This is a genomic window from Flavobacterium sp. GT3R68 (assembly GCF_007109225.1).
Lineage (GTDB): Bacteria > Bacteroidota > Bacteroidia > Flavobacteriales > Flavobacteriaceae > Flavobacterium.
This window is the reverse complement of record NZ_VJZK01000003.1, coordinates 111,694-125,861: the sequence shown is the minus strand read 5'-3', so window position 1 is coordinate 125,861 and position 14,168 is coordinate 111,694. Positions and strand designations below refer to the sequence as shown.

At 38.6% G+C, this 14,168-nt stretch carries 12 protein-coding genes; 3 read left to right on the top strand and 9 right to left on the bottom strand.

Annotated features, from left to right (window positions below; all coding sequences use genetic code 11):
* Positions 1 to 257: 257 nt before the first annotated feature.
* Entirely contained in the window at positions 258 to 437 is a 180-nt protein-coding gene (locus FNW07_RS07040; RefSeq protein WP_126743427.1) for a hypothetical protein, read from the bottom strand.
* Between the two features lie 970 nt (positions 438 to 1,407).
* Between FNW07_RS07040 and FNW07_RS07035 the strand changes: the two genes are divergently transcribed.
* The gene (locus FNW07_RS07035) at positions 1,408 to 3,342 is read left to right on the top strand and encodes a T9SS type B sorting domain-containing protein (protein WP_126743428.1); all 1,935 of its coding nucleotides are present in this window, start codon (positions 1,408 to 1,410) and stop codon (positions 3,340 to 3,342) included.
* 30 nt (positions 3,343 to 3,372) lie between these two features.
* Here the strand turns inward: FNW07_RS07035 and FNW07_RS07030 are convergent, their stop codons facing one another.
* Genes FNW07_RS07030 through FNW07_RS06995 form a run of 8 tightly spaced genes read right to left on the bottom strand, consistent with a single transcriptional unit; the run spans position 3,373 to position 12,130 of the window.
* The gene (locus FNW07_RS07030) at positions 3,373 to 4,122 is read right to left on the bottom strand and encodes an Asp/Glu racemase (protein ID WP_305069002.1); all 750 of its coding nucleotides are present in this window, start codon (positions 4,120 to 4,122) and stop codon (positions 3,373 to 3,375) included.
* A 44-nt stretch (positions 4,123 to 4,166) separates the two neighbouring features.
* Positions 4,167 to 5,075, bottom strand: a complete 909-nt coding sequence (locus FNW07_RS07025; RefSeq protein ID WP_126743429.1) for a fumarylacetoacetate hydrolase family protein — start codon at positions 5,073 to 5,075, stop codon at positions 4,167 to 4,169.
* A gap of 5 nt (positions 5,076 to 5,080) precedes the next feature.
* Entirely contained in the window at positions 5,081 to 6,193 is a 1,113-nt protein-coding gene (locus FNW07_RS07020) for a cupin domain-containing protein (protein ID WP_126743430.1), read from the bottom strand.
* A gap of 3 nt (positions 6,194 to 6,196) precedes the next feature.
* Positions 6,197 to 7,177: a carbon-nitrogen hydrolase family protein gene (locus tag FNW07_RS07015; protein ID WP_126743431.1), complete on the bottom strand. Its 981-nt coding sequence runs from the start codon at positions 7,175 to 7,177 to the stop codon at positions 6,197 to 6,199.
* A 31-nt stretch (positions 7,178 to 7,208) separates the two neighbouring features.
* The gene (locus tag FNW07_RS07010) at positions 7,209 to 7,634 is read right to left on the bottom strand and encodes a thioesterase family protein (protein ID WP_126743432.1); all 426 of its coding nucleotides are present in this window, start codon (positions 7,632 to 7,634) and stop codon (positions 7,209 to 7,211) included.
* Between the two features lie 2 nt (positions 7,635 to 7,636).
* Positions 7,637 to 9,217 carry an AMP-binding protein gene (locus tag FNW07_RS07005; RefSeq protein WP_126743433.1) on the bottom strand — a complete coding sequence of 527 codons (1,581 nt, stop codon included), beginning with the start codon at positions 9,215 to 9,217 and terminating at the stop codon, positions 7,637 to 7,639.
* 8 nt (positions 9,218 to 9,225) lie between these two features.
* On the bottom strand, positions 9,226 to 11,517 hold the full coding sequence (locus FNW07_RS07000) for an FAD-dependent monooxygenase (RefSeq protein WP_126743434.1): 2,292 nt from the start codon (positions 11,515 to 11,517) through the stop codon (positions 9,226 to 9,228).
* 7 nt (positions 11,518 to 11,524) lie between these two features.
* Positions 11,525 to 12,130, bottom strand: a complete 606-nt coding sequence (locus FNW07_RS06995; RefSeq protein ID WP_126743435.1) for a flavin reductase family protein — start codon at positions 12,128 to 12,130, stop codon at positions 11,525 to 11,527.
* A 172-nt stretch (positions 12,131 to 12,302) separates the two neighbouring features.
* On the opposite strand from FNW07_RS06995, the gene FNW07_RS06990 reads away from it, so the two are divergent.
* Entirely contained in the window at positions 12,303 to 13,838 is a 1,536-nt protein-coding gene (locus FNW07_RS06990) for an MFS transporter (RefSeq protein WP_126743436.1), read from the top strand.
* Positions 13,839 to 13,849: 11 nt separating this feature from the next.
* On the top strand, positions 13,850 to 14,077 hold the full coding sequence (locus FNW07_RS06985) for a DUF6814 family protein (protein ID WP_126743437.1): 228 nt from the start codon (positions 13,850 to 13,852) through the stop codon (positions 14,075 to 14,077).
* The last annotated feature ends 91 nt before the right edge of the window (positions 14,078 to 14,168 follow it).

Genomic DNA, 14,168 nt, shown 5'->3' with positions numbered 1-14,168 from the left:
GACTTTATAGGAACAACGTATAAAAACAGGTTTTCAAAAAGTGTCGTCTTTTTGAAAACCTGTTTTTTTTGATGACACAATAACATTTTTTCCAAAACCCTATAACATTACAACAGGTTATCGACACGGGAAATAGTGCAACAGTAACTAATGCCCGGTTTAGGAAAGGGAGTGTAGCGAAAATCTTTTATAAAAAATTAAAAATCCCCAGATTGATTACACCCGGGGATTAAATTTTATTTCAAAAGCTTAAAAAACTAGGAGTCCATTTCGCATAAAGTGTTGATTAATGTACTGCAGCTATCAGCATGCCCTACAACAAGCACACCATTTGGACAACGGCAAGCCATAAGCTCACCACCTTTACCTTGAATATTTTTTTGCTCAATTTTGCTTAATTGTTGAGCGCCTTCTAATTTCAAAATGTTTTTTAACATGATTTAAAGTTTTTTTAGTTATTTAATATAGCCCAGTAGATTTAAGACAATTAGGGCATCTGTCTGTTCTTGGCCAAGAATGTTTTTGTATTTTTTTTTTACGTTATTTATACCTTAAGTACTCTATTTCCTTTTACGTGAATGCTATATTATATAGGAATTATTTTACGAATATATCTATTAATAGTAAGAATTCAAAAAAATTGTTCAGTTTTTTTAGCAAATATTTCTTACAAGTATTGCGCTTTGAGACAGCCTTGTTGTTTGTCACTGGTACTTTTGTAATAACATCATTATTGTGAAAGTATAAACGGTAAAATTAGTTTTTGGTAGCCTAGAATAAAACGCAAGCTAATGGCATTCATGAGAGGAGACAGATGTGATAATAAGCTTTACATACCGCCGGAAGAAAATGAGCTGTTAAGGACTTTGAAAGAAATGGAATATGTGCAAAAATCAGATAAAATTGGCGAAATAACTATTTTCACACGGAGGCAATATCATTGGCCAGTTTGAAGGACTTCAAAATAAAAAAGACTGCTCAACGAGCAGTCTTTTTTGTATTAGAAACGTCCCAGAAGCCAATATATGATTATAAATATTATAATCATACCAATACAACCGCCACCCATCTTTTTAGCACCATATCCTGCTATAAGCGTTTTGAAGAAACTGTTCATAATTATATGTTTTTATTGTTCAGTTAAATATAAGAATTTTTACCCAATAAAAAAATTTACTGCAAATTTCAAAATGGAAGCTGTCATCTATTTGCAAATAGACATCCTGCACAAAATTATCTTTTCTAGTCAAATTCATAATTAATTCCTATTAAAACAAAAATTAGATGTTTATTATTGTTTAATTAATAAATTTAACAATAACTGTTTTTTATGAATGTTAAATTTAGTAAATTTAATGTCATTACTTCAATTGTGTATTTTAAGTTAAAATAATAAATATAAACGAAATGATAAACTTTACAAGGCTCGCGGTTATCACAGCATTTATAAGTGTTTCCTCTTTTTTACACTTGCATGCACAGAGTTTCAAAGCGCCTTGTAATCCACCAGTAGTTACATCTCCTATATATTTATGTCAAAATACGACTGCGACTCCAATTGTAGTAACACCTTCTGCCGGAGGCACTTTAAACTGGTATGGAACGAATGCAACTGGAGGCACCGCTTCACCTGTTGCCCCAACACCTAATACTGCTGTTGTGGGTACAACGAATTATTATGTGAGTCAGACAATTGCAGGCTGTACTGAAAGTCCTAGAGTTGCGATTCTTATTGACGTCAGGGCCGATACAGGTGATGCAATTAGTATAATTTGTACTACTTCAGCATCTTCAATATTTTTTGACTGGGGTGGTATTACTGGGCACCCGACAAATGCCTACAATTATTCATATACTATTCAAGGAGGAGCAGCCGTTACAGGAAATACCGACCCATCGAGTTTTGATGTAACTGGTCTATCACCAGGTCAGTCAGTTACGCTTACCGTAACATCTGTCGTGGGCTTTCCTTGCATTCCGCCTAAATCTTTAACATGTACGGTCCCTTGCGGTGCTATGACAGTCACTCCTGATTTCCCGGAAATTGCTCCCTTTTGCTCTGGTTCTGCACCAATATTAGATAATACAGTTGCTTCTCCAAATCATATTACCGGGACTTGGAATCCGCCAACAATTACAACCAGTGGGAACTACGTTTTTACACCAAATTCAGCTTTATTTCCTTGCGCTATCCCTCAAACGCTTAATGTAACGGTCACTCCAAAAGTCGCTCCAACTTTCACCACCACTATACCAACAACAGTATGCCAAAATGCTCCTGCACCGGTATTACCGACAAGTTCTTCAAATGGAATCACAGGAACATGGAGTTCTATCAATACTGCCATTTTGGGAACAACCAATTATACTTTTACACCTACTCCCGCGCAGTGTACCACAGCAGCCTCATACAATTACCCGATAACTGTAGTTGCAGTTACTGCCCCTGATTTTCCGGAAATTGCTCCCTTTTGCTCTGATACAGCTGCACCAATATTAAATAATCCTGATACCTCTCCAAATGGTATTACCGGGACTTGGAATCCGCCAGCAATTACAACCAGTGGCATCTACGTTTTTACTCCAAATCCAGCTTTATTTCCCTGCGCTGCCACCCAACCCCTGAATGTAACGATTATACCAACAGTCGCTCCGACTTTCACCATACCAACAACATTATGCCAAAATGCTGATCCACCAATATTGCCGACAAGCTCAAATACTATCACTGGAATTTGGAATCCGACTTCGATCGATACTGCAACCTTGGGGACAACCGATTATACTTTTACTCCTAATCCCGGACAGTGTACCACGGAACCCACGTACGTTTACCAGATAACTGTAAATCAACCCATAATAATAGATTTTACAACTGATGTTACGGATGCTTTTTCCGAAAATCAAATTATAACTGTTACCACTGCAAATGCGGGAAACTACTTATACCAATTGGATTATGGTCCATTACAAACTAGTAATGTATTTGAAAATGTCTCATTTGGTTCACACACTTTAACTGTATATGATGCGAATGGCTGTTCACCACCAAAAACTAGAGAGAATGTATGGGTTATTGATTACCCGACATACTTTACGCCCAATGGCGATAATTATCATGACTATTGGAACATTACAACTTTACGAAATCTAACTAATCCCAAAATATTTATATTTGACCGGTATGGCAAACTTTTGAAACAAATAAGTCCGGACGGCCTGGGTTGGGATGGAACTTTTATTGGACAGCCACTCCCTAGTACTGATTATTGGTTTACTGCTGAATACACAGAAAATAATGTCTCCAAAACATTTAAAGCACATTTTTCATTAAAGAGATAAAAAAAGCTCCCAATTGGAGCTTTTTAATTTTTAATACTTGCCGCTGAGCAATTCTCCGCCGATATCCGATTTTGCTTCAATACCTAATTTTTTCATCATTTCGTAGGTGGTACAAATTGCAGCAGAAGTTACCGGAATTCCGATTTCCTTTTGAATCAGATCTATGGCTTCCAACGATGGCATTTGTACACAGGCAGAAGCTACTAAAACATCAACCCCTTCTAAATTCAGGCGCTTGTATATTTTGAGTAAATTCATTGGATCCTGGGCCGCCACTTCCAAATTATCCGGAATTTCCAAAGCAATAGAATCTACTACTTCAAATCCTTGGTGTTCAATATAATCAACAACCATATCCGTTAATGGGCGCATATAAGGAGTAATGATTGCTACTTTTTTAGCCCCCAATACTTTCAATCCATTGATTAAGGCACCGGCACTGGTAACAATTGGAGTAGGAAAGTCATTGGCGATTGTTTCCTGATGCAAATTCACTTCCGAAACACAATGATATCCGCGCCCCATGCTCATTATGGCAACCAGACACGCATACCCCATAACATCTACGTGAGCATCAGAAAGTTCCTGAGCACATTTTAAACTCATGGCATCCATCGCTTCCAGTTCTTCTTTGGTCACTTTTTTCATTCGCATGCGACTGGAATGAAAAGTAAACCGTTCCGGTAAGATGCTTTCTCTGGAACGGAAAATAGCCGGTATCTCCGTTTCCATTGTAACATTCGATGATGGAACTATTTGGCCTATTCTGTATTTTTTCATTTTTAAAATATTCTTTTGTTTTACAATTTGGCTAAAGCCAAAAATTAAATCTCTTTAATCGTATTGACAATCGTTCCAATACCTTCCACGGTAGCTTCCACCACGTCACCATCCCACATCCATTCCTGTGGGTTTCTACCCGCACCAACGCCAGCAGGAGTTCCGGTCGCGATAATATCACCTGGTTCCAATGTAAAAACAGTACTCAAATCATTAATCAGATCGTTGATATTGAATAACATGAATTTTGTGTTTGAATTTTGTTTTTCAACACCATTCACTTTTAGGGATAAATTTAAATTATGCGGATTCGGTATTTCGTCTTTGGTAACCAAAAATGGTCCCATAGGTGCAAAAGTGTCCTGCCCTTTGGAAACAATCCATTGTCCGGAACGGCGGCAGTCTCTTGCAGAAATATCGTTAATAACAGTGTATCCAAAAACGTAATCCATAGCTTTTTCCTTAGGTACATATTTTCCTTTTTTACCAATAACTACAGCCAATTCCACTTCCCAGTCCAATTGCTGTGTCAATTTCGGATTGTGCAGGATTTCAGTATTTGTTGCTGTTACCGTTGTTGGTGGCTTAGAAAAAATGACTGGTGCCTGTGGTAAATCATGCGAAGTGTCCAATGTTCTGGCGCTTTCGGCCACATGTTCTGTATAATTCAGACCAATTCCAATAATGTTTTTTCGAGGTTTTGGAATAGGCGCAAGCAATGTAACATTAGACAATGGATAAATACAATTACTGCGTTCTTCTGCGCTCAGACTGTCAATAATCATTTGAATTCTTTGCACTTCAGGCAAACCCAAATCAATGAGATCCAACATTGTTTTTGGCATTCCTTCTTTTTTTATTTTGCCTATATCTTCAAAGTCGATAACATGATTGTCTTCTACCGATCCTAATCGTGGTGAAGTATGATTGATTTGGTAAGTAGCTAATTTCATTTGTTTTATTTTTCAATTATTTGATAACCATTATTTTCAGTGTATTCTCTTTCCTGGTATAATCCCAAAGCATTAATTGTCGGCAGATCGTTAAACGAAAACAAACAAGCGTCTTCAGTATCCGAAAGGTTGACATGCTCATGATTTACCCACGATGGCACACAGAAAATATCTCTTTCTTTCCAATCAAAACGTTTTCCGCCTATAACCGAATACCCTTTTCCTTTGGCACATTGATACACAAATGAACCGGTATGTTTATGTGCTTTGGTGTGTTCGCTTGGACGTAATAACTGCATCGAGGCACCCATAGTCTGCATTACCGCGCCACCTGTTAACGGATTCGAATAATTCATTAAAATGCCATCAAAAGGAGAACCATCGTTAACCTTCGCTGCTTCTAAAAGAGCTGGGTAAACGGTTTTCCAGGAGTATTTAAAAAGGGGAGAATAGGGTTTGTCCCAGACTTTATCAGCCGGTAATAATCCTGAACTTCCATAGGTTAGCGGAGAATAATTTACCGGATTATTTAAGCTTTGTTTGCCATCATAAACGGCATAATCATTAGCTTCCAAAGCATTCACCAACGGAATATCCAAACCGTCCTGCCAAATACACGTTTTCCCATCCGCAGCCACGCCGTGTTCATGCCATGCAGAATTTGGAGTGATAACAAAATCATTGACTTCAAAGGTAATTTTGTTCCCGTCAACAACCGTGTATCCACCAGAGCCTTCCATTATAAAACGCAAAGCTGATGCTCTATGGCGATGAGCGGAAGTACTTTCGCCCGGGCGTGTAACCTGGATTCCGGTGTATAGCCAACCCACAGCAGCACTAACATCTTTGCGTTTGTCATTTACCAAATAAACAACACGTCGGCCTGCCTGTTCCGGAGTGACCAATTCTGAAGATTTCAGCACCAATTCGCGTAGATCATCGTATTTCCACAACATCGGAATCGAAGACGTTCTGGGTTCCCAAGGTTCTATATCATTGGCAACAGTCCATAAGGCACCGGCGCCCAATGTTTCTAATTCTTTGTAGTAGGCTTCCAGTTCAGGCGTATCCTTTACTCTGGCACGACCAATTTGGTCATCGCTGTATTTACCTTCCATAATTTATTTTTTATTAAACTCTTCGTGATTGTCAATAAAAGTAATTTTTCTAGTCGGAGCAATATTTACCCTCAAATCAAAAATATCAAAACGATTGTAATGTCCTAAAATATCGTGCATTTGCTTCGGCTGAATACATTTTTGTAAATCGATTTCAGCGTAAGCTATTCCTTCATCATCTATCAATGGTTCGCCAATAACGGCGCCATTTGGACCAACAAAACCTGAAAATGCGGAGTTTTTACGGGTCAGTAATTCATCCACATTTGGAACATCTGCACGTAAAGCGTCCTTGATTTCCTGAGAAATCGTTGAACAGGAAACGATAGTAAATAATTTTCCTTCGAACGAATGGGCCGCTGCACGTATTTTAATCGCTTCTGCCATATCATAATCGGGTGGAGCAACCGGCAATGAAATATAATTGGCGATGTGAATTAATTCCCCTTGCGAAAGTAAGGTGAAACGGGCCAATGTATTGGTGTTTTCCCCACAGGCTAAAGTTCCGATGGGTCCAATTTCGGTGTCATATACTTTTAAAGAAGAACCGTCACCGGAAGTCCATGTCAGTTTTTCCGCCCAAGTCGGAACCAGTTTTCTGTGTTTCCCGATTACCGTTCCATGATTGTCAATTATCAGGTTCGTATTGTAGATTTCACCATAACTGGTTCCTCTTTCGTTGATTCCAATTACAATATGAATATTATTTTCTTTGGCAGCCTGATACAATCGCTCCATATCCGGATCGGAAACAGTAACGGAATTTTTATACAATTCTTCATACCATTTACTCCCCTGAACCGGCGTCATAATCCAGTTCCAATACGGATAACCCGCAACGAAAACCTCAGGAAAAGCAATCAGTTGTGCGCCATTTGCAGAAGCTTCTTTTACAAACGAAATGGCTTTGTCAATCGTTTTTTCGACATTTAAAAAAACAGGTGAAGTCTGAACGGTGGCGGCTTTGAATTTTGAAAAATCCATTTATTTTATTTTTTGATTATAAATGTAACACTTATTGCATTATAAAAGGAGTAATTTTCCCTTTCATCTCCTCTGAAAACGGTTCGGCTTTGATGTCGTCCCTGTTCTCCTTGAACGCCACATTTACCAAAGTTACTTCACCTTCTACACAGGTTTTACCTTCTGAATCTTCAAAACGGAATCCGCAAAGTAGGGAAGCGCCTCCCAAATTTATCACCCACAGCTTTTTGGTCAGGATTTCTCCCAAACGTGCCGGTTTTTTAAATTGTACTTTTAAATCGACTGTCGGAATTCCATGGGTTGTATGCATTTTTTCAAATGGTCGGTCCAATGCTTCAGCAAACCAGTCTTCAACCAATCCGTTCAGCATTTCCAAAAATCGGGGATAGAAAACGATTCCGGCATAATCAATATGCTGAAACCTTATTTTTTCTGTTTTTATAAAGGGTATATTCATTTCTATTTTAATTTGAATCGTTGAATTTTTCCGGTTTCTGTTTTTGGCAAAGCCTCTAAAAAACGTATTTCTCTTGGATATTTATAAGGTGCGGCCACTTCTTTAAACCAGTCCTTAATCGTTTTTGCGGTTTCATCCTGTGCTTTAGAATGGTCTTTCAAAACAATATAGGCGCAAACCAGCATGCCGCGCTCTTCGTCGGGTAAACCGATAACGGCGCATTCGAGAATTTCGTCATGCGTTAGCAGTACACTTTCAACTTCGATCGCGGCAATATTATAGCCTGAAGAAATAATCATGTCATCGCCACGGGCAACGAAGCAGAAATACCCATCTTCATCCTTTTTGAAAATATCGCCAGTGAGATTCCATCCATTTTCTACATATTCTTTTTGTTTTTCTTCCCTGTTCAGGTATTTGCAACCTGTAATTCCCCGCACGGCTAACCTCCCAGCTTCGTCTGTGGCAACTTCGTTACCTTTCTTGTCAACGATTTTAGCTTCATAACCTGTTACTGCCAATCCGGTAGCGCCCGGTCTCATATTTTCTTCGTTGGAAGAAATAAAAATATGCAACATTTCGGTGGCACCAATCCCATCAATAATTTTCAATCCGGTGGCTTTATACCAATCTTCCCATACTTTCATCGGAAGAGTTTCGCCAGCTGAGACGCATTTGCGCAAGCTGGAAACATTGTATTCTTTAACTTTCGTCGTAATGATTCGCCAGGCAGTTGGAGCCGTGAAACATATTGTTACTTTATAATCCTGAATAGCCTTCAATAATAAATCAGGGGTTGGTTTTTCTATCAAAAAGGTTGAGGCCCCAAAATACATCGGAAACAAAACCAGTCCACCCAAACCAAAAGTAAAACCCAAAGGAGGACTTCCTGTAAAAACATCCTCAGCTGTCGGCTGTAATGAATATTGAGGGAAAGCTTCGCAAATATTGAGAATATCCTTGTGATAATGGGCCGTCATTTTTGGCAATCCTGTCGTTCCCGACGTAAAACCAATAAGCGCCACACTATCTGATTTGGAGTGATAATTTGTAAAATCTTTCGGTTTACCGGCCATTAAAGTTTTCAACTTCTCATAAAAACTAACGCTTTTTAAAAAAGGGGATTTGACCAAATTCATTTCTTCAATAAGAGAATCATCACACAAAACATGGGATATTTCGGCACAATCAATTATTGTCGTTAACTCCTTGGATCGCAATAACGGCATCGTTGCAACAACAATCCCACCCGCTTTTAAAATAGCGTACCAACAGGCAACCATCATCGGATTATTCGCAGAACGAATTAATACACGGTTTCCTGATTTCAAACCCAAATTTTCCACCAATACATGCGCCATCTGATTGGCTTTTTCGTATAAATCCTGATAGGTCCAACTCTCATCAAAAGTTTGCAAACAACTAGTATCTCCATGACCATTTGCAATATGATAATCTAATAATCTTTCGACACAATTGAGCATTTCAGGCTGTTGAAATTCAGCGGAAGGAAAAATATAATCCGGTTGTAATGTTACATCCGGAAGACTATCATGAGCAAAATTATCTACGTAGTGTTTCATTTGAATTATTATTTCTTATGACTTTCCGGTTTCAAAGCTTTTTTCATTCCTTCTACCATTTTTCTTTCGGAGGCTTTGTATGGATATAAATGGGAAATACCTGCCTGATATTGTTTTGGTATATCAGTTACCTGGAATTGCTCGTACGCCTGCGCATTCCTTACGAAATTTGGATCCAATAACAATGGTCTTCCCAAAGCTACCAAATCGGCTTTTCCATTGAGTAAAATCGTGTTTATCTGATCAATATCCTGAATATATCCTGTCGTTATTGTTGGAATGTGAACTGTATTCCGGACCATATCCGAAAAAGGAGTCTGCCACATCCTGCCCATTTGAGGCTTTTGATTAGAAACTGTATTTCCGGAAGAGACATTGATAATATCTGCTCCGGCATTTTTAAAGGCTTCGCAAATGGTTAGCACATCTGCTTCCGAAATTCCGTTTTCTGCCCAATCTGACGCTGAAATCCGGACTGCCATGGGTTTTCTATCCGGAAAAAAATTCCGAATTTCAGTAAACACACGTAGCGGAAATTTTAATCTGTTTGTTATGTTTCCGCCAAATTCATCGGTGCGAATATTTGTTAACGGTGAAAGGAAAGAGGCCAATAAAAATCCGTGATGCGCCTGCAATTCAATCATGTCAAATCCGGCTTCGTCAGCATTTTTTGCTGCCTGAACAAATTCGGAAGTTATTTGATCCATATCCTTCAAAGTCATTTCTCTTGGAGCAGCCATTTTTTCATTGAAAGGAATCGGGGAAGCTGAAAGTAATTTCCATGGCTCATCCATTGGTTTACCCACACCATCCCAAGGTTTTAAAGTAGCGCCTTTCCGTCCGGAATGCCCTAATTGGATTCCTATTTTTGCCTGACTGTTATTATGAATACAATCAATTATTTTTTTCCACGCAATTACCTGTTCCTTAGTGTAAATTCCAGCACAACCTAAAGTGATACGTCCGGTATTGGAAATTGCCGTCATTTCGGTTAAAATCAGTCCGACACCTCCAATTGCCCGGGCTCCGTAATGCAGTAAATGCCAATCGGACACCAATCCGTTTTCAGCAGAATACTGACCCATGCCACTCATCACAATCCGGTTATTCAGTTGCATTTCCCTTAACTGAAATGGCGTAAATGCAGCAGGAGTATTTTTATCAGTACCATTTTTTAAATTGAAATCGGACAATACTTTTTGAGGAAATGAAGCATCGCGAATCGCTAAATTCTCAAATGTCACTTTTTTAGAACGGGTCATTACGCCAAAAGCAAACTGCATAAAATCATGCTGGCTGTTTCGGTCCATATTTTCGAACCAGTCCAAAGAAACATTGGCAGCATGCTGAATCATCTCGACGCGGTTTCTCCGGGCTTTTTCATATTGTTCAAACGCTGCTAGAATATCTGATTTGTTGTCCACAATCGCATCCGAAAGCGAAATAGCACATTCCATTGCTAATTTTGTTCCTGAACCAATAGAGTAGTGGGCGGTCGCTTTGGCATCGCCAAGCAATACAATATTGTCTTTATGCCATTTGTCACTCGTTATGGCTGGAAATTGTCTCCAATGAGATTTATTAGAAATCAATTTATGCCCATCGAGTTCTTCTTTGAAGAATTCACTAATTTTTCGAATGGTATCTTCTTCATTAGTCACTTCAAAACCAGCTTTTTGCCAGGTTTCATCGGAACATTCAAAAATCCAGGTACTCATTCCTTCTTCATATTGATAGGAATGGGCTACTATCATTCCAAAAGGTGTGGAACGGAAAAAATAGGTAAAGGCATCCAAGGGTTTTGTAGAGCCTAACCATACAAAACGGTTTTTTTTGAGTTCAATTTTAGTTCCAAAATCATTCTCAAACTGGGTCCTGATTTGGCTTCCGATACCATCGCTTGCCACGATTATATCTGCTTCTAATTTAGAAACATCGTCAATATTGGCTTCAAAATGAAGATTTACACCAACTTCCGTACAGCGTTGCTGCAATAATTGTAATAACGTTTTTCGGGAACACCCACAAAATCCATTTCCGGAAATGCTTACGATATCACCATCACGTGCGACAGCAATATCATCCCAATAGGCAAATTTACTTCGGATAAGTTTATATGATTCGGTATCCCGGGTTAGGAATTCGCCTAAGGTTTCATCTGAAAAAACAACACCGAAACCAAAGCTGTCATCTGCTTTATTGCGTTCATAAACATCAATCTGACAGTCGGGCATTGCCTTTTTCGTTAATATTGAAAAGTATAAACCTCCTGGCCCGCCTCCTATAACTGCTATTTTCATATTTTGGTTATGGTCTTTTGAGAGAGAAAATTTCTCCTAATTTTGAATAATTGGAACCCGCTAAACGCGCCATTGGCTTATAGGTTTCGAGGTTGATTTTGAAATCATCCAACAGGACATTTTCATCGACATGAAACATTACAATTTTACCGATAATAATTGTCGCCCCGCCAAATTTATGGTTTTCCAAAGTATAATGATGCACGAGTTCGCATTCCATCGTAATGGCGCTTTCTTTTACTCTTGGTGCTTTTATTTTAATGGAAGGAATGGGCGTTAAGCCCGCCAAATCGAATTCGCTTTCATTGGATGAAATGGTCTTGGATGTGAGGTTCATTTGCTCGACAACATCTTCTGTTACCATATTCACAACAAATTCTTTATTGGCCAACACATTATTGAGCGTGTCTTTATTGCCGCCGTCCGGGTGAACCGTAGAAAACATTACATGTGGGGGATCATCACCAACCGCATTGAAAAAAGAAAATGGGGCCAAATTAAAAACACCATCTATTCCTACGGTGGAAATCCAGCCGATGGGTCTTGGAATCACAGCACCGGTAAGTAATTTATAGATAGATTTCTGGTCAATTTCAGTAGGATCGAATTGCATTGTGATTGTTTACTACAAATAAAATAAAAAATCGCGAATATCTGTCAGGAAATAGTTAAAACAATTAAACAAGCTTATTTGATTTCATTAGTTATTTTGTAAATAAAATACTATTTTAGTAAAAGAATAATTTAAACCTGAGATTCTCAACGCCTTAACCCAGCAAAAGAATATGAGTACTAAATCTACTAAAGGAATTTGGAAAATTATTTCAGCATCCTCAATGGGAACCATGATTGAATGGTATGATTTTTACATTTTTGGAAGTCTGGCCGTTGTTATCTCCACTAAATTTTTTCCTTCTGATAATCCCACTGCAGCTTTTTTATCCACTCTGGCAACATTTGCTGCAGGATTCGTGGTCCGGCCTTTTGGTGCACTTTTCTTTGGAAGGTTAGGCGATATTATTGGGAGGAAGTATACTTTCATGGTTACTTTGCTGTTGATGGGGGGCGCTACCTTTTTAATTGGTTGCATTCCGAGTTATGAAACCATCGGATATATAGCGCCTGTACTAGTATTAGTACTTAGATTACTTCAGGGATTGGCACTTGGCGGCGAATATGGCGGCGCTGCAACTTATGTCGCGGAACACGCTCCGGTTGGACAGAGAGGGTATTGGACTTCCTGGATTCAAACGACTGCTACTGTTGGATTGTTTATCTCATTAATGGTTATTTTACTCACCAAAAACATCCTTTCTGCTGAAGAATTCGATGCCTGGGGTTGGAGAGTTCCTTTTTGGATTTCGATAATTATGGTCGGGATATCGTATCTGATTCGGAAGAAAATGGATGAATCACCGGTTTTCGCGAAAGCCAAAGCCGAAGGTAAAACCAGCACCAATCCTTTGAAAGAAAGTTTTGGAAACCGTTACAACTTAAAATATGTGTTATTAGCCTTGTTTGGGGCAACGATGGGACAGGGCGTCATTTGGTATACGGGACAATTTTATGCGATGAGTTTCATGAAAACCGTGATGTCAATCGATTCTTCTCAAGTGGATGCCTTATTGGGAATTGCGTTATTGTTTGGAACCCCGTTTTTTATTGTTTTTGGATGGTTAAGCGACAAAGTGGGGCGGAAGTATATTATGATGGGAGGGATGCTATTGGCAATTTTACTATATCGACCAATTTACAAACAGATGTACGAAACTACATTCGTAAAAAATAAAACAGAAATTGTCCAAAATACAAAAGTACTCGCGGAACTGAAGGAAAATAAGAAACACACTCTGGATTCCATTTACACCACAAACAAAACATTTTCTGACGGAACGACTTTACTGGAAATCAAAACCATAATCTTAGAAAACGGAAAAGCAAAAATCGTTGACGGGAAACCCAAAACAGAAACTAAAACCACGATTCACATTAATTCGGATGATAAATGGTCTTTGATCTTTTTAATATTCATCCAGGTTTTGTTTGTTACGATGGTTTATGGGCCAATTGCCGCTTTCCTGGTCGAAATGTTTCCGGTAAAAATAAGATACACCTCTATGTCATTACCCTATCATATTGGGAATGGGATTTTTGGAGGATTGCTTCCTGCCATCTCTACTTATTTTGTAACCCATGCTAAAGATGCCGGAGAAAGTGAATTTTATCTTGAAGGACTGTGGTATCCCATTGTAATTGCATCAGTATGTTTTGTCATCGGAATGATTTATATTGATAATAAAAATAGCAGGAAACACATTTAAAAATCATCACTATGGATAATTTAAAAAGAATTCTGGGAATACTTTGGCTGGCACTTGCCTTTGCTGCGGCTTATTTCTGCATTTTCGAATTTGGATTGCCTAAATTCCAAAGCGGGAAACAGGAAGATTTGGTTTTCGGAATTATTATACTTTTCGTACTTACTCCACTGATTGTTTTAGGATTAGGAATTTTTGGTTATTATTCTCTCAAAGGGGAATATGATGAATCGAAGAAATAGTCAGTCGAATTAAGCCATTAGCGTAGTAATATTAGAATGGATTACGTATTTTTATTTCGGAATAAACCAAAACTACTGCTCTTTACCCTTA

Bases quoted from the DNA above. Each gene is read 5' to 3' on its own strand.
- FNW07_RS07035 (WP_126743428.1), top strand. From the start codon at position 1,408: ATGATAAACTTTACAAGGCTCGCGGTTATCACAGCATTTATAAGTGTT.
- FNW07_RS06995 (WP_126743435.1), bottom strand. From the start codon at position 12,130: ATGCAATTCGATCCTACTGAAATTGACCAGAAATCTATCTATAAATTA.
- FNW07_RS06985 (WP_126743437.1), top strand. From the start codon at position 13,850: ATGGATAATTTAAAAAGAATTCTGGGAATACTTTGGCTGGCACTTGCC.
- FNW07_RS07030 (WP_305069002.1), bottom strand. From the start codon at position 4,122: ATGAAAAAATACAGAATAGGCCAAATAGTTCCATCATCGAATGTTACA.
- FNW07_RS06990 (WP_126743436.1), top strand. From the start codon at position 12,303: ATGAGTACTAAATCTACTAAAGGAATTTGGAAAATTATTTCAGCATCC.
- FNW07_RS07005 (WP_126743433.1), bottom strand. From the start codon at position 9,217: ATGAAACACTACGTAGATAATTTTGCTCATGATAGTCTTCCGGATGTA.
- FNW07_RS07040 (WP_126743427.1), bottom strand. From the start codon at position 437: ATGTTAAAAAACATTTTGAAATTAGAAGGCGCTCAACAATTAAGCAAA.
- FNW07_RS07015 (WP_126743431.1), bottom strand. From the start codon at position 7,177: ATGGATTTTTCAAAATTCAAAGCCGCCACCGTTCAGACTTCACCTGTT.
- FNW07_RS07010 (WP_126743432.1), bottom strand. From the start codon at position 7,634: ATGAATATACCCTTTATAAAAACAGAAAAAATAAGGTTTCAGCATATT.
- FNW07_RS07000 (WP_126743434.1), bottom strand. From the start codon at position 11,517: ATGAAAATAGCAGTTATAGGAGGCGGGCCAGGAGGTTTATACTTTTCA.
- FNW07_RS07020 (WP_126743430.1), bottom strand. From the start codon at position 6,193: ATGGAAGGTAAATACAGCGATGACCAAATTGGTCGTGCCAGAGTAAAG.
- FNW07_RS07025 (WP_126743429.1), bottom strand. From the start codon at position 5,075: ATGAAATTAGCTACTTACCAAATCAATCATACTTCACCACGATTAGGA.